Source organism: Candidatus Nitrotoga sp. M5 (assembly GCF_927904885.1).
Taxonomy (GTDB): domain Bacteria; phylum Pseudomonadota; class Gammaproteobacteria; order Burkholderiales; family Gallionellaceae; genus Nitrotoga.
Genome location: NZ_CAKMNW010000031.1, coordinates 1 through 18,174, shown reverse-complemented (window position 1 = coordinate 18,174; position 18,174 = coordinate 1). Strand labels below are relative to the sequence as shown.

21 protein-coding genes are annotated in these 18,174 nt (G+C 48.3%); 4 read left to right on the top strand and 17 right to left on the bottom strand.

The genetic code is table 11. The features are described from left to right. From MJ770_RS08340 to MJ770_RS08330, 3 genes are all read right to left on the bottom strand, one after another. On the bottom strand, positions 1-181 hold a 181-nt coding region (locus MJ770_RS08340; protein WP_239251153.1), incomplete at its 3' end, for a hypothetical protein. Between the two features lie 182 nt (positions 182-363). Then, positions 364-1,065 carry a thiopurine S-methyltransferase gene (locus MJ770_RS08335; RefSeq protein ID WP_239251152.1) on the bottom strand — a complete coding sequence of 234 codons (702 nt, stop codon included), beginning with the start codon at positions 1,063-1,065 and terminating at the stop codon, positions 364-366. Between the two features lie 113 nt (positions 1,066-1,178). After that, a complete protein-coding gene (locus MJ770_RS08330; protein ID WP_239251151.1) occupies positions 1,179-1,736 on the bottom strand; it encodes a YqhA family protein in 558 nt (185 codons plus the stop codon). A 753-nt stretch (positions 1,737-2,489) separates the two neighbouring features. Here MJ770_RS08330 and MJ770_RS08325 point away from each other — a divergent pair. The 4 genes from MJ770_RS08325 to MJ770_RS08310 all read left to right on the top strand — a co-directional run bounded on the left by MJ770_RS08325 (position 2,490) and on the right by MJ770_RS08310 (position 5,118). Continuing rightward, on the top strand, positions 2,490-3,017 hold the full coding sequence (locus tag MJ770_RS08325) for a midcut-by-XrtH protein (RefSeq protein WP_239251150.1): 528 nt from the start codon (positions 2,490-2,492) through the stop codon (positions 3,015-3,017). Positions 3,018-3,023: 6 nt separating this feature from the next. Further along, complete coding sequence (locus tag MJ770_RS08320) at positions 3,024-3,854, top strand: sterol desaturase family protein (RefSeq protein WP_239251149.1); 831 nt, start codon at positions 3,024-3,026, stop codon at positions 3,852-3,854. Positions 3,855-4,037: 183 nt separating this feature from the next. After that, positions 4,038-4,535 (top strand): exosortase H, encoded by a 498-nt coding sequence (xrtH, locus tag MJ770_RS08315; protein WP_239251148.1) that lies wholly within the window; start codon positions 4,038-4,040, stop codon positions 4,533-4,535. Continuing rightward, entirely contained in the window at positions 4,525-5,118 is a 594-nt protein-coding gene (locus MJ770_RS08310; protein WP_239251147.1) for an exosortase H-associated membrane protein, read from the top strand. Before xrtH ends, MJ770_RS08310 begins: the two co-directional genes overlap by 11 nt. An 88-nt stretch (positions 5,119-5,206) precedes the next feature. On the opposite strand, the gene MJ770_RS08305 is transcribed toward MJ770_RS08310, so the two are convergent. From MJ770_RS08305 to MJ770_RS08235, 14 genes are all read right to left on the bottom strand, one after another. Beyond that, positions 5,207-6,040, bottom strand: a complete 834-nt coding sequence (locus MJ770_RS08305) for a DMT family transporter (protein ID WP_239251146.1) — start codon at positions 6,038-6,040, stop codon at positions 5,207-5,209. Positions 6,041-6,320: 280 nt separating this feature from the next. After that, a complete protein-coding gene (locus MJ770_RS08300; RefSeq protein ID WP_239251145.1) occupies positions 6,321-7,013 on the bottom strand; it encodes an SDR family oxidoreductase in 693 nt (230 codons plus the stop codon). Positions 7,014-7,119: 106 nt separating this feature from the next. Beyond that, a complete protein-coding gene (locus tag MJ770_RS08295) occupies positions 7,120-7,464 on the bottom strand; it encodes a hypothetical protein (RefSeq protein ID WP_239251144.1) in 345 nt (114 codons plus the stop codon). 163 nt (positions 7,465-7,627) lie between these two features. Beyond that, complete coding sequence (locus MJ770_RS08290) at positions 7,628-8,119, bottom strand: type IV pilin protein (protein WP_305855786.1); 492 nt, start codon at positions 8,117-8,119, stop codon at positions 7,628-7,630. A 14-nt stretch (positions 8,120-8,133) separates the two neighbouring features. Further along, positions 8,134-11,511, bottom strand: a complete 3,378-nt coding sequence (locus tag MJ770_RS08280) for a pilus assembly protein (protein ID WP_239251143.1) — start codon at positions 11,509-11,511, stop codon at positions 8,134-8,136. Between the two features lie 48 nt (positions 11,512-11,559). Then, positions 11,560-11,718: a hypothetical protein gene (locus MJ770_RS08275; RefSeq protein WP_239251142.1), complete on the bottom strand. Its 159-nt coding sequence runs from the start codon at positions 11,716-11,718 to the stop codon at positions 11,560-11,562. 28 nt (positions 11,719-11,746) lie between these two features. Further along, positions 11,747-12,313, bottom strand: coding sequence for a pilus assembly PilX family protein (locus MJ770_RS08270; RefSeq protein WP_239251141.1), 567 nt, complete (start codon positions 12,311-12,313; stop codon positions 11,747-11,749). Positions 12,314-12,317: 4 nt separating this feature from the next. Further along, on the bottom strand, positions 12,318-13,187 hold the full coding sequence (locus MJ770_RS08265; protein WP_239251140.1) for a PilW family protein: 870 nt from the start codon (positions 13,185-13,187) through the stop codon (positions 12,318-12,320). Further along, positions 13,184-13,687 carry a type IV pilus modification protein PilV gene (gene pilV / locus MJ770_RS08260; RefSeq protein WP_239251139.1) on the bottom strand — a complete coding sequence of 168 codons (504 nt, stop codon included), beginning with the start codon at positions 13,685-13,687 and terminating at the stop codon, positions 13,184-13,186. Before pilV ends, MJ770_RS08265 begins: the two co-directional genes overlap by 4 nt. Next, positions 13,678-14,241: a GspH/FimT family pseudopilin gene (locus MJ770_RS08255; RefSeq protein WP_239251138.1), complete on the bottom strand. Its 564-nt coding sequence runs from the start codon at positions 14,239-14,241 to the stop codon at positions 13,678-13,680. The genes pilV and MJ770_RS08255 overlap by 10 nt, the downstream gene beginning before the upstream one ends. Before the next feature lie 508 nt (positions 14,242-14,749). Further along, a complete protein-coding gene (gene ruvB / locus MJ770_RS08250; protein ID WP_239251137.1) occupies positions 14,750-15,811 on the bottom strand; it encodes a Holliday junction branch migration DNA helicase RuvB in 1,062 nt (353 codons plus the stop codon). After that, positions 15,808-16,386 (bottom strand): Holliday junction branch migration protein RuvA, encoded by a 579-nt coding sequence (gene ruvA / locus MJ770_RS08245; RefSeq protein WP_239251136.1) that lies wholly within the window; start codon positions 16,384-16,386, stop codon positions 15,808-15,810. The genes ruvB and ruvA overlap by 4 nt, the downstream gene beginning before the upstream one ends. A gap of 106 nt (positions 16,387-16,492) precedes the next feature. Continuing rightward, positions 16,493-17,029, bottom strand: a complete 537-nt coding sequence (gene ruvC, locus MJ770_RS08240; protein WP_239251135.1) for a crossover junction endodeoxyribonuclease RuvC — start codon at positions 17,027-17,029, stop codon at positions 16,493-16,495. Positions 17,030-17,081: 52 nt separating this feature from the next. After that, positions 17,082-17,807, bottom strand: a complete 726-nt coding sequence (locus MJ770_RS08235; protein WP_239251134.1) for a YebC/PmpR family DNA-binding transcriptional regulator — start codon at positions 17,805-17,807, stop codon at positions 17,082-17,084. Positions 17,808-18,174: the final 367 nt, after the last annotated feature.

The following is an 18,174-nucleotide window of genomic DNA, read 5'->3' as shown; positions in this document are numbered from 1 at the left end:
TGCACTTTCCAGCCATTCCCGTATCACTGAAATTGAGGCATGGGGTGTTGCCGCGCCTGCGACTTGAGTTATCCGCAGCCATTGATTGCTCTTGGGTAATGCGGAGCAGGTGTTTGAACGCTTGATGATCGAAGCTTGCGCCAAAGCCGCAGTTCGCATCAAGTTGAGAGAACTGGAGCACTTACATGGCACCTATAAATAGCTCGTCGAAGTGTGTGGTGTGCGCGTTAAAAATTGCTAAAAAATAAGGTGAGAAAAAGGCGGTGGGAATTCGCATTTTTATAACGTAAACAACACTCCATTTCGGGCGGCTGAAAAACCTACTCAGTTAGTAATGAAGGGTAAAGGTGTTATAACTGAACACTAACTCGCGTTATGCGTGACAAGATAAACCTTTTCTTGCAGTTGGGTTAAACCTTTGTCGCGAAAGCGTGGTTCTTTGTCGAGAATATCCGCGCTACTCAACAAACGTACCGCGCCTTTTTTTTCATAAAATGCTCTTACTTCTGGTTCATCCACGCTAAAAGGTGGCCCTTGCATTTCATGTTGGAGGTAGTCGAAGGTAACCAACAAAGCTTTTGCGTCGGAAGTCAGAATAGTTTGCATGTGAGCTGCGTAGGCACTTCGCATTGATGGGGGTAGTGCGATGAGCGAGGCGCGATCAAAAATTGCGCTCACGCCGGTCATATCCTCTGAGGTCATTTGGAAAAAGTCTCCGCAGTAAAATCGGAGTCCTTCTGTCTGGTAAATGCTAAATGCACCCTGTTTTGTGACTGATGCGTGCAGATTATTTTCTGCAAAGAATGCCTCGGCCGCCAATGGACTGATTTCCACGCCAATCACTTCATGGCCTTGCGCTCGCAGCCAAAGCATGTCACGGCTCTTGCCGCAAAGTGGCACGAACACACGACTACCAGGCGCCAAGTCAAGTTCAGGCCAGAATCGCTGCAAGTGCGGATTGATTTCATTCTGATGGAAACCTGTTTCACTTCTGGTCCAACGCTCACACCAATAAGTTGTATCCATATTATTAACCTGCCAGGAAAGTTTATTCGGAATAGCCATGCTCGTCGCCACAGAAGGTCAGTTTCTGTAACAATGAGTAGTCATGGCTTCATTTTGTTTGATGACTCAATAATCACACAGTGGATAATGAGCAGGGTCATGCATTTTACGATTCAATCTCTAGGAGGTTCACTGCCTTTTTCGTGGGCTTCCGCTTTGTGGGTCAGGTACAGCGACGCGCCAATCAGAGCGATGGCGCCACCGAGATAAAGAAGGTCGAGCGGGGTTGAAATATGCATGTTCAGTGCTTCCTCAAACAGGGTAACGATCAGGATCATCAGGATAACTTTGGCCAGCCGCGCTTTGAGGTCGTCCAGGCTCTCGACAACCAGAATTTTGCTGGAAGTTTTGCTGTTTTGTGCTTTATCAATGTCGCTGATAAATAATTCATACATACCAAGCGCAAAAATTAGCATGAAGGTTGCGAGCAGGTAGCCGTCTACTACTTCCACCACATGGGAGATGGTCTGATCGTGAAGAAGCTTGCGTGCCTCTTCTGTCAGTGCAGGGTCGGCGTAAGGCAGCATGTGGCTGACAAGATATACCACGTCCACTGTGGTCATGTAGAAAATCGCAATAGCCGCGGCCATGCTTGCCACAACCGCCACCACAACCACGAAGCGCCCGTTCCAAAGTATGGCTTCGAAGCATTGTTTGATAATTTTCAGCATGTCGATATTTTATTGCTTAACAGATAAATGCGAAGGAGTCGGTTCATGGGGTACTGTAAGCCTGCCTCAAAATATTTTAAATTTAATTGTTACTGAGCGCGCGGCAAGCAGAGTTTTTCTGAAGTACCCATTTAGAAGTGGCCGTAACTGTAATAATTAAAAAAACTTGCAGGGTTTAAGCTACAAGCCTTTGATTGATTTGGCCGATGAGAGAGAAGTTGAACCTCTGCAAAGACACAAGTGATGATAACCTATGCCCAATGAAATCGCCAATAGCGATCAAGGTTGTTGAGCTTGATTTATTATGTTTGGGCTGATGGCATCCACCAAAAGGTCACAAGGGTCGAGTGTCTGGGTGATGTTAAAAAAATCTGACGAACATCGTTATGCATGGATGTTATCTCTTCATCGACACCATGTTTAACTTTTAGGTGCTTCTAAAAGATCACCATGTAGCACCAATACAAACGGTTTGTATTTTTTGAACTATGACGCTTCATGCAATAAGTATTGAAAAAAAATGATCTCAAAAAATACGCTCCATCAATATGGCAGCTCTACGCCAGATGAGACGAGCGTGGTTCACACAACAATTACTCGCTGTAGTTTTAATTGTTCTTGCACGTATTGTAATTAATATTTAGATTAGAATAGTTACGTGTGGCTCGGAATTGTATAGATCTCGTTTCACGAGAAAGATAGATTTGTAATATCAAGATTATTTTACAAAAACAACGATAAGGATAGTCAACCATGATTCGATATACTAGAAAACTAACATATATAGCCCCCACTCTAGCTTTCATGCTGTCTGGTGCCGATGCCATAGCTGGCACACCTATAGGTGGAACCATCGTCTATGGGCCTGTACCGCAGTCGATTCCCACCCTGTCTGGATTTATGCTCGTGATTCTTGGATTGTTGTTTGCAGTATTTGCTTTTCGTGCTCTTCGAGCTCATTCAGCCAGTAAACCGCTGGCATCCATGGTAGCTGTGGGAGTTATGGTTCTGAGTGCGGCATCCGGAAATCAACTTATTCAAAACGTACAGGCGGTTCCCTCCCTATCCTTTAGTAACCCGTCCGGCGGTACCCTTAACATCTTTTCTTCCGGAGAACTCCCGGTTTTAAATAACAGCGGCAAGCCCCAAAGGGTCATAAGTGTGACAGCAAACCTGCCAGCTATTGATAGTCCTACTTCTCAACAACCGAGGTGCGCCGCAGGGTTGGCAGTGCAGAACAACACCTCCTGCTATATAAATTTCACTTTCCCGCCAATATAACAGTCCATGGTAGATGTCATCATCGCCAACAGCGTCCAGATTTTACTGGGGACAGTTTTTGGCGGTGTGGCGCTTGTCATGCTGATTGAATCCATGTCGCCGTTGCGGGCCGAACCAAAAGCTCCGCTAATGCGCTGGGTCAGCAACCTTGCGCTGTCTGTAGTGGGTTACATCATTCTTTTCAGCATCGCTCCTCTGGTGTTCATTCTGATTGCACGAACTATTGGTTTAGAGAATGCAGGGCTTCTGCATCGATTTGAAATTGGCTATGTTCCATCTTTTATCCTGAGCTTGCTGTGTCTCGAACTTGTCGGCTACTGGCTGCATCGTGCTTTCCATTCTGTACCGATGTTGTGGCGTATCCATGCCGTACATCATAGCGATGTGGAGATGGATGCGACCACATCACTCCGGCACCATCCGTTGGAACAAGTAATCAACGCTCTGGTATTCATTCCGGTCTTGATTGCGCTGGGATCTTCACCCTTGGTCTTGTTGAGCTACAATGTGTTGCACGCCGCCGTGAGCGTGTTAAGTCATGGCAACTTTTCACTGGGAAAATCTGCAGATCGGGTATTGAGGCTTTTTATCGTTACACCAGATTTTCACCGAGCACACCATAGTTCCGAACGACGCTATACAGACAGCAATTATGCGTCCATATTGCCTATTTTTGACTATTTGTTCCGCACTGTAACCAAATGCACCGCAGAGCAACACAAAACCATGCCCTTGGGCTTAACATACTTACGTGAGCGGAAGTACTCCAGGCTGGACCAACTTTTGATCATGCCTTTTCAGCCAAAGTTAGCTAATCAAACTGTCCAAGATCGTTAAGCCAGCCATAACTTATGATTAAGAAATTGCGCCTGACTTTTCTACGCCTGCACCTGACTTGTTCATTCGTTGCACTGAAAAATATCTGCAAGCTAGTTGGGTTGATTGCATAAAAGCACACTATTGGAATCGCATTCACTTTTGGATTGCGGTGCAGACAGAATTTATTGGATTTAAAGATACATGCTGCGATTTCTTATAATTTTTCTACTCATTATGGGCGGGTTGTTTGCTCTTGAGCTCACCCCGCCCGGTCAGGCTTTAGTGCATCCGTGGGCTACATTGCTGGCTCGTTTCAGCGCTACTCTGATTACACTGTTCGATCCCAAGGTTATTTCCTACGGTAATATTATTCAAAGCCAGGCCAATGGCTTTGCAGTTGCCATCGAGGCGGGGTGCAATGCGGTCGAAGCTTGCATCGTTCTGGCGGCAGCTATCCTTGCTTTCCCCTCGCCTTGGCGCCACAAGATATTGGGGCTTGTGTTGGGCATGATTGCCGTGCAGGCGTTGAATATCCTGCGCATCATTAGTCTCTTCTATTTGGGGCAATGGCGTATGGATGCCTTTGAATTTGCCCACCTCTATTTGTGGCAGGGACTCATCATGCTGGATGTGCTGGTGGTTTGGCTGATCTGGATACGCACCATGCCGATTGACAGTCCTGCTCGCCATGTCGCGTAATCCCCTGTATGTTTTTTTATTGAAGGCCTCCTTTTGGTTGCCGGTATGCCTTGGGCTTTGGTACTGGAAGGCGGAATGGTTTAACGGCCCTGCTGTCATGGTGTCTGGCTGGGTCATGCAGTCGTTTGGCTGGGTGGAGTTGGTGGAGTGGTCGCAGCGTATCTTTAGTATCGCTACCTCCCTGAAACTTGGTATGGCTCCTGGAATGCCTGAGGGAGAATACACTTTGGTGCTGGAGGTAAATCCACTGATCTACGGTTTTGGATTGCCATTGTTTGTTGCCCTGTTCCTTGCTGGCACCGAGGCAAACCGCTGGCGCAAGCTGGCGTTGGGCGCGCTGTTGCTGATTCCGTTTCAGGCATGGGGAATCTGTTTCGACCTGCTAAAGCAAGCAGCAATCACCTCGGGGCCTGTCGTATCGGAACAAACGGGTTTCTCCCCCTGGAAAATAGAAGGCATCGCTCTAGGCTATCAGTTTGGAGCACTTATTCTTCCTGCCTTGGCTCCAATAGGTTTGTGGTTGGCATTGAATACTCGCTTCATTCCGATGCTGATGCTTGAAGGCTCACTGCGGAAGCTATAAATTGCCAGAAGCTGGGTATTCTCCTCTTCCATAACAAGTAGCTCCTTACGCCAACAATTGGAACGATTTGTTGGGTGCCATTAGCACGTTATTTTTCCAAAATTACCAGTGCAATTCCACCGATAATAGCTACGGACGCCAATGTTAAGCGCAGAGTAATAGGTTCACCTAGGAAAACGGTACCGCCCAAGGCAGCAATGACCGGAACACTGAGTTGGACTGTTGCAGCACTGGTGGCTTTAAGCGCAGGTAATGCCGCGTACCAAATTGCGTAGCCTACCCCGGAAGTCAGTGCGCCTGATGATGCCGCATACAAGATGCCGGCAGTATCCAGAGAAGTACTGTTTAACATTATTAAGCTCAACACCGCCGCGATAGGCGCAGCGCGCAAGAAATTCCCCGCCGTTACCCGAGTTGGGTCCTCCGCACCTTTACCTCGCAAGGAATAGATACCCCACGCAACTCCGGCGCCCAACATCAATACGGAACTATACAGTGGTGGTGCCGAAAGCCCTGGTAGTAATAGTCCAATCAATCCTCCAAAAGCGAAAATTAAGCCTGTAAGCTGCAATTTTAGTAGTCGTTCTCCCACAAAAACGCCATAGCCGATCATCGTTGCCTGGACAGCACCGAAGAGCAGCAACGCGCCAGTAGCCGCAGATAAGTTTATATAGGCAAAAGAAAAGCCAGCCGCATAAAAAAACAAAGCAAATGCCGATAACCAGTTGCCTTCGCCGGGTTGTTTGCCACGCTTGGTTTGAACGATGAGCCAGAGAATCACTGCACCTGAGATCAAACGAATTGTAGTGAAGCTGGCTGCATCAATGCTTGTGTCTTTGAGGGCAATCCGGCAAAGTAGTGAATTGCCTGCGAATGCAATCATGGCCAGCGAGGTCAGAGTGACTATGCGAAGATATGACATTGTGTGCTTAGTCTAATATTGTGGAGTTCGTGTGCTTCGTGTGCTTCGTGTGCTCAGCAGTAATTTACGGGCTTAATGGGAGAACCGATTGGAGTTGCTGTGCCTTCTGTGCGCTATCTGTTGCCACTTACACTATTGTTTGACCAATGTGCCCATGCTCGAACATGGAATCAAAAGTCGAAAAGTCCGTCTGTCGTAATACTTAACTGCATCACAGTTTGAGTGATATACAAAAAAATACAATTCTTTAAGTCCGACAGGCTGCTAGACATACCTAAAATCAATGAGGTTCACCCACAGTTAGCGAAAGTCCGTTATCTTTCGGGCCAAGGCCAAGTACCCACGGTACCGCAGTTTTAGCCCATTTTTCGGCGCCGGGATAATCCCGTGCTGGCGAACCGAAGGTAGTGCGCAGCATATCCGTATTAATAATACCTGGATTCAGTGGGATAGCTGCCATCCCCTGTGGCAATTCCTGAGCCAGGGCTTTGGTCAGGCCTTCTATTGCCCACTTGGTCGCGCAGTAAGGGGCGACTTCCGCAGCGGTTGAACGTCCCCAGCCAGAGCTGAAATTGATGATGACTCCGTTCCGCTTGACTAACATGGCTGGTACGAAATGTCGGATGACGTTGGCCACCCCGTTGATGTTTACATCGACGACCATGGAGAATTCACTGGCTGGCACTTTCCAAAGCGGCGCATTATGGTTTACGAGTGCGGCGTTGTTGATCAACAGGTCGGGCGTACCGGCCAAGTTCAGGCAATTTGCTGCCCAATCGCGTACAGCTTCATCGTTGGTGACATCAACCACTTCGAAGTGGCTGTTTGGCCCATGAAGGGTATTAAGCTCATGAATCGCATCTACTGATCGCCCACAACCTAACACCCGGTGACCCAGGCGAACAAATCCATCGGTCATGGCGCGCCCTAATCCACGGTTTACGCCTGTAATAACAATAATTTTTGATGTCATGAGTTCACCAATTTATTCATTTGCTTGTACTCATCCGTTACGAAGTGTTCAAGTAAATGTGGGCTGAAATTGAGCTAATTGAACTTTTAGTGGCGATTTTATGCACTTAAAAAGCCAAAACATTAATATTTGTTAAAAGTTTTAATTTATTATTACCTTGCGTTACAGATCCAAACTGCACCACTGTTCCCTTTCTTACGTCACTGATCGATGCACGTTTTCCATTTATTATAACTATTGTACTAAAAGGGCTATACGCATAGTCCATCCCTCCAATCACCATTTTTCTTTTATCTGTGTTGATTTCACTCACCTTGCCACTCTGACGAGCTTGATTCACTGGCGTGGCCGAGGTGCTGTTTGCGGATTGAGATATATCAAGTTGCATCCTGGCATGCGCCAAGTTACTGAACAAAATGGCTGATAAAAATATCAAAACAAGCTGTTTCATACTCATTCTCCTATTGAAAAATCTGCCGCCACCTCGAACGATATAGTGTAGATGGCAGTGAATTTAGATTGCGTAAAACACGTCCACGCGGGGATGACGAAATTTTAATTTTGAGAGGTGGCCGGTAATTGTTTTAACAATACGATCCATCAGGATCTATTGACTACCTTCCCCAGCACTCGGTTGTCGTACCTGCACTATTCCCTTGTATCCCAGAGTTATCCAGTGTGTAGGTGCCGCACGCATCACCAGACATGATTCCAGTAGGTGCCGCACTAAGTGTAAAAGTCTGTGCTGGTGCTGCTCCATACGCTACAGTGATGTCGTATTTTTTCGTTCCGGCTTTTGGTGAAGTCAGGAATGGCAATACGATCGCAGCACCCGCGCTGGTTTGGTCATAGCGGTTAGCCGTAGTGTAATTCTGTTCAAGAAACTGAACGGTCTCCAGTAATATAGCGCGTACTTCCGCCCGGTTGGCGCGCAACGTATATTGCGTGTAACTCGGGTAAGCTATCGCAGCGATAATGCTGATGATTACTACAGTGATCATCAGTTCAATGAGCGAAAACCCACGCTGGCGTTTAAGTATTGCCCGCAATGCGAGCTGTGCAGGTTTATCCATATCAGTGTTTCTCTCTGTTTTATGTATTCGCATGGAATTGTCTCCGTTTACTGCAAAATTTCCCGCCAGCTAACGCGCCCACCAGACACGGTGCCGAAATTTATTAATGGTGTACTTAGTGACCCGTTGGTCAGCGAGGCAATGCCAATTCCGGCCGAACTGCCTGCTGCTCCTTTGATAAATGTCGTACCTCCGATGGCGGCGCCGACATTAAGCCCACCGACGTCCGCATCAAAAATACCATCGTGATTTCTGTCAAACACCGGATAGCCGGGCTGAGTGCCGGTCAGACCATCTACAGCCATCAACCAACCCGTGCCACCAGATGCGCATGGTGCCGTGGAAGGAATCAAAGTATTAAAGAAAAACTTGCTGTTCTCCAGTTTGGGGACACCGGTCAGTCTTTCCCCTGAAGCAGGGAGGTCGAGGTACCAACCTTTCTTTGTTGCCCAATCAATTAACGCAGCTGATACCGTGCGCTTTCCAAGTGGATCAGACAGTGTTCGCGCTACCAGTGAACTTGCCAGCACCGTACCCGAAGCATTGTCGTTGACACCGTATATTGTTTGCGTGGCGGTAGTCGAGTTGTCTGTCAGTTCTAAATATTTACCCGTCCCAAACAACACCATGTTGCCGCCCAATGGATGAGAGAAGACTACAGGGGGAGTTGTGATCGGTTTGGTTGTCCCGCTGCTGAACAAGAGTGAGGCGGTGGGGGAGGCGGGGGTGCTGATATCGAACCGCCACATATTACCTTGCAGATCGCCCGCGTAGGCAACATCTACCATGCCATCGCCATCGCTATCGTAAGGCATGGGTGTTGACAAACCGTTGCTTGGTCCAATATCTGCCACTACTTTAATGTAATCACCTGAGGTTGCCCAACTGCCATCAATCCCTTTTTCAATATTCAACAGATACAACACCGCCTTGCCATTCGTGCTGTTGTAACCATTGCCGACGACTGCTGCCCAATTGCCGTTTTGCAGCTTGACGATCTGCTTAGCCTGATTGTTACCTGAATCCTGTGGCGATAAGTTATACGCGTAGCCCATATCCGCGTCATCGGCATCAGTGAATTCCCATAACAGTAAATCAGCCGCGTTGGCAGTGCTGAAAATTGGCGCTGTCATGCTGGGTAAATTGGGATTAGTGATATCGAGTGCAAAATAACCTTTGCCACCACTATTCATGTTGCCGATCAAAACGGTACGCCACTTGTCTACGGTACTGCCTGTCAATGACGGCAAATATACATCGGCTGACATGGGTGTGCCATCAACCATGTAGCGATGGTTTTGGTTATAGGTTTGAGCAGTGAGCCGACTCAGAGACCCAAAAATTTGCGTGGGTATATAGGCAATCACTTCGTCACCCCCGGTGGCTACCGGGTTTCCGTTGCTGGCAAGTTCTGCATCGAAGCCATGCAACATGCCGTCGTTTGCCCCCACATATACTACTGGTTTACGACTCAGATACCTCGCACGAAAAGCAGCATAGCCAGGTTGGTCGACGTCTGAATAACCAGCTTTGGGTGCACCTACATAAAGCGGGCCAGAGTTGACGATATCGCCAAGGATGCTGCCACTTAACGTTGATGAGTTGCGAGCACGAAACTGTCCCGCCGAGGCACCTTCGTTGGTTGTGTCACCACGCAGGTAATTCAGGCGATCCAAACCTCGTCCATCGTTGACACTAAGATGATCAGTGTTAAGCAAGGTTTGCTGACTAGTGGGTGTACCGGATGTCAAATTTGCCCATTCGAAACTCACCCCATCAGTCGTTCCTTTGGTCAAGATGACCCGATTAGCGGGTGCCATAGCATCGAGCTTGGGTGCAGCATCCCATTTCTCCGTTAGCACTACCGATCCACCGCTGGTGACGAGGCGTAACGAAAGCAGTTGTCCGCTCCAGTCTGTTGTCTGAAATTTGGCCTGGAATATATAGTTGTCGACTTGAAGATTTGCCGTATTGGTGGCAACTGCAGCTGCGGATCCGGATTGCGCAAGAATGTCGCTGAAAATTACGTTTAGAGTGGAGTTCAAAGAGAGTAGATCATTTGCAAAAAAAGCAGAGACTGTACCGCCTGCGATCGCCATTTGATTGAGCGGATTGGGTGGGTTGTTGACGAAAAAATTATTGGTAAATTCCGGTAAAGCAAAACCGATGACGTAAGTTTTGACTGGACGTGGACCACTGTTCAAATTAGTTACTGCGGCAACGGTATTGGTCACCTCGCTCGCCGAAAATGGCTGTCCAACGTTATAAGTAACGGCCCCACCATTAGATTTTCGGCTAGGTAATCCATTGGTCAATAATACGGCGAAATCGTGCCCACAAGCAGCTATTGGTGCCGCCTGCGGCCCACCTTGAGCGGCACTAAAGTTCGCTGTGGCGCCATTAAAATAATCCTTGGCGGTCATGAATGTTCCGGTAAGGGGAGACAAACCCGCATTAATCAGGGGTGCATTAGGATTAGTGGATGTGTTTCCGCCTGTTATGCCGGTAGGGTTGTCGTTCCAGGTAGATCCGACAAGAGTGGGTACAACGCTTGTTGCCAACTTTACGTTAAGTTTACTTGCTTGAGTCGAATCCAGATTTACAATTGGCACATGCAAATAGCCCAAACCTGGGCTGCCATTAGCAAACCAAGTCGGCCCTTGGTCAGCAGAGACGAGTTTTTGACCAAAGTCGTTAATGTTCTGTGCAAAATCACTCTCTGTCGGGCCAAAAGTCGCATTGAATTGAAACGAGCCATACCCTGCACCAGCTGTGCCCGGTGCAGCATCTGAGGTGCCTGACTTGGTGCCGTAGCAAGCAAAACGTGTATGGTCACCCGGAAAGGTGGGCGTGGTCCCTCCTGTTAAGCTTGAATAGCAAAAGCTGTTACCCTGCGGCGTTGATGTGTAATAAGGTAGGTTTACGTTGTAATACACGCAATCAACCTTAATGCCGCCGCTCGTCGTGCATGGACCAGCCGCATTAGGACTGCTGGAGTTCGGGATTTTAAATTTCTTATGGGTTGCGCTATCTCTTGCGCCCGTCCAGGTCGGATCATAAGTGGCAGGGTCAAAGCTGGCATCGTAAGGGCTTTGATTCAACCACTGATGCACCACACCACTTTGCTGATATGCCATCAAACCCATATTGATCCGGCCAGTGTAATTTGCCACCAGGCTCCTGGCTGCCATACGCGCAATCTCTGATTTACTGGTAGAGTCGTCGCTACCCACAGCCAGGCCCGTGGGATCTTCGTCCATGGCGTTAGAGTTGCTATAAATAAGCAGTACGTTGGCTTTTGTCGCGGAAATGACAAACAAGGGGGTCTGGCTTAAGAGTAATGTACCACTTGCCACGCCGTAATGACCTATAGAAAAAGTGGCTATAAGCGCCAGCGTCAATGGCTTACGTTTAAAAATCATCATGAAATGTACTCCTTTGTATAATTTGTGAGTAACAATTTATACGGTTGCCTAGGCTTGTTCAGTAATCTCCAGCCACATGTAGTTAAGAATGTATGGAATCACTAAATCACCGATCCACCACTCAGCTGATCGACTTGCTTTCTTCAGGCAGCGGGCCGGAAGCCAAAATAAGTTCGATGATGCAATCTGGCTACGGATGATTTCCATATTTTTATTCCTCGATTAAACGGCACTGCTATAACCTGAGTACTGCTTGTAACCACACTACCGTATTCGCGTTCGCACCTTGCGCACGCACCGTAATACGGTAGTAATAAACAGTTGTACCTGTTTCTTTTTTCTCGATGCCTTCGATAATGTAACGCGGCTGCGCTGAAAGCCCGACAATATCTGTCGCGCCCGTATTGTCGCCATATGCCACGCTGGGAGCAGCCGTCATATTGACCACACTCCAGACGGGGGTAGTATTCCAGTTTGTTCCATTAACATTTCCTGTGAGTCCGTTGTAACATAGGCCAGCAGTGCAGTCTGAGTTGAAGTTGGTCAGCCCGGATATTTCTGGTGTTCGGGTAATGCCTGTACCCCCGCGAATATCCCGCTCGGCATCCCGCAAAGCCATTTCGGCTGCCTGCATGGCCAGGGAGCGATCCCGCATATTGCCCGACATGCGTTCTTCAAGGCTGGACATGCGCGCCGCCGTGACGGAAATCAAAGTAAGCATTACCAGGAAAATCAGCCCGGTAATCAAGGCGACACCATGCTGGCGATTAGCGGGTCGAGTATTCCAACGTTGATTTATCATGGTCTTAAGGCGCAGCAGCGACGCGGTTACGCAGGTTGTAGGTGGCCACAAAACTGCGATGTAAGCGCAGATCCCCGGCAGCTGCTGTGGTAAAGGCTGCGGCTCCTGTTGCGGTGCCCAGCGCACCTGCGCAGTTAAGATAACTCTGCGGAGAGGTGGTCAAATTGTTATTGGCCGATTGAATCAGCACACAAACGCGCGCGGTTACGACATTCGGCCATTGTGCTGCCGTGGGTGCGGCCACATATAAATCAGCTGACCGATATCCTGTACTCCCTGAAACGTCAGTATCGATGCCGTAAATCACCTGAAAATCTTGGACATTTTCAATCAGTGGTTGCATTCCTCCTGTGCCGCCTGTGCATCGTAGATCGGTGCCCGTGATGTCATATGCGTTGCTTACCACTGCGCCTAATGCAACTAGACCACCAGTACAGTCACGAGTTTTCCATGAGCCAGGTGCTGGAGAGGAGTCAAATTCTTCGCTACCCGCATAAAATTGCACAGTTAGCGTATCAGGCGCCCCCAAGGCACCATCGTCTCCGTCAATTGCAACACATACACCTGTCACATTACATTGCGCTGCGATTGCTGTTTTATTGAAATTCATCTCCGCATTTGTGCCAGCTTGCCTGATACTGCGGCCAATTATTTCCAGCGCATATCTACCCGATTCTTGAATGCGGGCGTTATCTTCTTGAACCCGGTAGGTTTGCTGACTACCGATGAAAATTGAACCAACGGCCAGCAGCACAACCAAGCCCAACGTAAGCGCGATCATGAATTCCGCTAGCGAAAAACCTGCCTGATGCTTGGGCAAGCTAAGATGAGATTTTTCGTTGTGAGGTGAAGACATAAATATGTGGTTTCTCACGGTGTGATACTCGTCACAAAGGAACGTGTGGCGACCCCTCCCACAATTTTTTCAGTCCACATAACAGTGATGTTGAATACCCAGGTGCCCGTGGCTGCGGTACATCCGGCAGCAGCAGGGCCATCTACACAGACGACGGTTCCATTGCCGTTAGGCAACAAGGCTGCATTAGCCGCATTCCACTGACGATGGTCGGAAATGGCCATGTTTTCAGGGGTGCAGGCCGCAGCAAAGCAATCGGGATTGCCAACCGGGATGCCTACCGTTAAATTGTTGTAACTATATCCATGAAGTGGGCCTGCGCCAGCCAGATTGGCGCGTATCCGATCGGCTATGTCGTACGCCTGTTGGGTGGCAATGCCACGATAGTAGGCAGTCTGGTTGTTGCGAAGGCTGGCGGCCTGTAAACCCGCCAGCCCTAGCAGGCCAAGAGAAAGAACGACGATTGCCACCATGACTTCCAGAAGGGTAAAGCCGGATTGTGTTTTGATCAGGGGCATGCTGTGGTTCCTGTGTCGGTAGAAACTCGACCTTGCATACTCACAGCAATGGCACGCCCATTTTCTGTGCCACGACTGTCACAAAGGCGGAAAGTGTCAGCGTTGCCGGAAAAACCGGAGTTTTGATACGTAACGCGTTGTAGTCCTGCCGTGCGTAGAGTATTGCCATTTTCCAGAGGTTGCCGCACTTGTAGCACCGTTTCACCGATGTCTGCCACTGCATTATTATTGGGATTAACAAATACCAGCCAGCCAGTATCCCAATTTGATACACCCGCAGCCGAACAGGCGGTATTACTTGAACGGCTGCATACTGAAACTCGAACACCACGCTTGATGGCTTCACTTCTGGCGTAATTGAGCGATGTGACCAGGTCATTTGTTTGCCCGACCAGACGACTGTTCTGCACAAACGTCATGAAATTAGGCACAGCTATTGATAGCAAAACTATCAAGATCGCGACCGTGACCAACACTTCGATTAGTGTGAATCCTGTTTGTCCAAGTAATGTATCGGTTCTTCGGTTACCCAATAATGGGAGATTGTTTTCCATGGCTCATTCTATCGACAGGTTTGAATCTAATACCATTTTGCTTCGACTATCGGTCGCCTTGCCAGAATGTACAGGCAGACGATTATGTTTAATCTGGCTTGGCTTGCCACACGTTTACTATCGGCACTGATATCGTCGACTTTAATTCAGACCAAGCCTATTGCAGACTTCCTCGGACCGATAGCTTGTTTGACAGGATAAGTGGCAATTTCGAGCTTTTTTATTGATTCATAAAGTTATTTTTCTCGGTGCAGGCGCAAGGCACGCCCCATCTGAATTTCAATCTGTGCATGCTGTGTCTTGGATTGTCGAACTACAGCCGCACAGGCAACGTGTATCAAGGCGGTTTGGATGGCGTAAAAGTTGTGCGCCACATACGTGGTGTATGGTGTGACGTAGGTGCTGTGGGTAATCTGAGTCGTTTTTTGGAGCGTCTACAGTTGAGTATGACGCTGACTTGCGATTTATGCGGGAATTACGAGTGCAGAATTATGGGTAATAAACTGTTTTATAGACACTCATCCCATAAATCTTTGCTATTAGCATTGCGCGGCTGCACAAGTCCAAAATGTTTGTAGGCATTTGCGGTCGCTACTCTTCCTCGGGATGTGCGTTGCAAGTAGCCCTGTTGGATCAAATATGGTTCCAGCACATCCTCAATGGTATCGCGCTCCTCGCCGATTGCTGCGGCAAGGTTGTCTACGCCCACTGGTCCACCGGTGAATTTTTCGATCACAGTCAATAATAGCTTTCTGTCCATCGTGTCCAATCCCTGCACATCCACATCGAGCATTGTCAGCGCAGCATCTGCCACTTCACGCGTCGCTTCGCCCTGCGCTCGTACTTCGGCAAAATCTCGTACGCGGCGTAGCAAACGATTTGCGATTCGCGGCGTGCCGCGTGAACGCTTTGCAATTTCCAGCGCTCCTTCGGACGAAATCGGTAATTCCAACAAAGCGGCAGAGCGTGTCACGATGCGCTGTAATTCACTAGCGGTGTAAAATTCCAGACGCGCGACGATACCAAAACGGTCGCGTAGAGGGTTGGTCAACATGCCGGCGCGAGTGGTAGCGCCAACCAGAGTGAATGGTGGCAAGTCCAGCTTTACTGAACGCGCTGCGGGCCCTTCGCCGATCATGATATCGATCTGATAATCCTCCAGTGCGGGATACAGGATTTCTTCTACCACCGGCGATAGACGATGAATTTCATCGATAAACAGCACATCGTTCGGCTCGAGATTGGTTAACAGAGCAGCGAGGTCGCCGGCACGTTCCAAAACTGGACCAGAAGTATGACGCATGTTGACACCCATTTCACGTGCGATGATATGCGCTAAAGTAGTCTTGCCCAGCCCCGGTGGGCCGAACAATAGTACATGGTCAAGTGGCTCCTTACGTTTGCGAGCGGCTTCAATGAAAATTTCCAGCTGCCCACGTATTTTTTCCTGGCCAATATATTCGTCCAGATGTTTAGGGCGCAATGCGCGCTCCTGCATTTCCTCCTGCGAAGAGACCGGAACAGGAGAAATAATGCGATCGACCGCAGTCAGATTATCGTTTTGGATCATGCTTTGGATAATAGCTTAAGTGCCTGACGGATGCCGTCCGCCACATTTGTGTCGGCGGCCAATTGTTTAGCTGCCCAATCCGCTTCTTTCCCGCTGTAACCCAACGCTAACAGGGCATTAGTTATATCGTCACCATGTGGCTTTACAATACCGCTCGCGCCATCCGACACGGACACGACAAATTTATCTTGCAGCTCCAGCAATAGTCGCTCGGCAGTCTTCTTGCCAACCCCTGGGATTCTGGTTAGCAGCCCTACTTCCTTACTTGCCACAGCATGGGCAAGGTCGTTCAAACTCAAGCCAGATAGAACTGATAGCGCCAACTTCGGCCCCACGCCACTAATTTTCAACAAGTGACGAAACGCCACGCGCTCATCCTCAGAAGCAAATCCATAGAGAAGGTGTGCATCCTCACGAACTATAAGTTGGGTATATAGCACCACCTGTTCATGCAGTACAGGCAGGTTATAGAAGGTGCTCATAGGTACATTCACCTCATACCCAACACCTTGAATATCCAATAAAATTTGTGGCGGATTTTTTTCCAACAAAATGCCTGTCAAACGCCCTATCATGTTTTCCTTGTTAATCTTTCTCGGCTAATTTTGCAAGCACGATAGTTATTGCATTAGAAAAATTTCGATCACGATTATGCTGTGCTTGAAGAAGTGATTATGCTTTTTATCTTAATCTGCCATTCCGCATGCGTAATCCCTTGGTTGCCAATTGACCCAGCCCCATGCCAGCGTGTGCGTGACAAATCGCACATGCCAGCGCATCCGCAGCATCTGGGCTGGGGGATCTGGACAATTCCAACAGTCGCTGAACCATATCTTGCACCTGTTCCTTTTTTGCATGGCCGTTGCCTACCACTGCCTGCTTCACTTGCAACGCAGTGTATTCTGCAACAGGCAGGTTTGCCAGCACTGCGGCGCAAATCGCCGCGCCGCGAGCCTGTCCAAGCAGCAGGGTGGATTGTGGATTAACGTTAACGAATACTTTTTCCACCGCCACTAGTTGCGGCTGATGTGTTTCAATCACTTCACGCAATGAGTTGAGAATGACTTTAAGACGTTCAGGCAGCTCGCCTACTGGTGTTTTGATACATCCACTGGCAACATAAATGAGTTTTTGCCCCACTTTGTCCAGTACGCCAAATCCGGTGATGCGCAGTCCGGGATCTATACCTATAATGCGTGCAGCAGAAGAAAGGTTCATCGGCTCAGAGAGGAAGCACCCTTTACCCTTATCCCTTCAATTCCCACTTCATTCATTCCGCAATCACGGCCGTGGTATAAACTTCTTGCACATCGTCAAGGTTTTCCAGCGCGTCCAATAGCTTTTGCATGCGAACTGCGTCGTCACCATCAAACATCACTTCGGCAATCGGTTTCATCGTAACTTCTGCCATTTCTGGCTTAAAACCGGCTGCTTCCATGCGTTGTTTCACTTCAGCAAAATCATTGGGCGCGGTGATAACTTCAATGCTGCCGTCATCATTGCTAACTACGTCCTCTGCTCCTGCGTCCAGCGCTACCTCCATAAGCGCGTTCTCATCAGTGCCAGGTGCAAAAATCATTTGGCCACAATGTTTAAACAGAAATGAGACAGAACCATCCGTACCGAGATTGCCTCCGTGCTTGGTGAAAGCATGGCGCACATCGGCCACGGTGCGTGTTTTATTATCAGTCATGCAATTGACCATTACCGCTGCGCCATTGATGCCGTATCCTTCGTATCGAAGCTCAATATAATCAACACCTTCTAGTTCACCGCTGCCGCGTTTAATCGCGCGCTCTACATTATCTTTTGGCATATTCTGATCATAGGCCTTTTCCATCGCCAGACGCAGGCGCGGATTACTGGCCGGATCGCTGTCGCCCAATCTGGCTGACACTGTGATTTCCTTGATCAGGCGTGTAAAAATCTTGCCACGCCTTTCATCCTGACGACCTTTGCGGTGCTGGATGTTTGCCCATTTACTATGACCTGCCATGACATTTTCTCCGTTGATTAATTCCTGCAGCCTTGACGCCGAAAGGATTTATTCTGATTAAAGTGGTGCAGATTTAAATTCGAAGTGCGAAGTGTAAAGACCGATAATAATGCATTGCGTCAGGCTTTTTAGTGTAGCGCACCTTTTTCTTAAAGAATACCTGAAATAAAGTACTGCACTCTAGCGCTTGGCGAGACTAATAGATGGGGCCGATTAGGATTTTGTAGCAGAATGTTGGATTTAGAGTTTTGTAACTATATAACCTATTTTTTTATAGATAACTTCATCTAATTAAAAAATGTATATAATAATTTAGGGCACCTCTAAAAACCATAGCTTTCAAACTTTCCGGCCCAAACTTTATGAA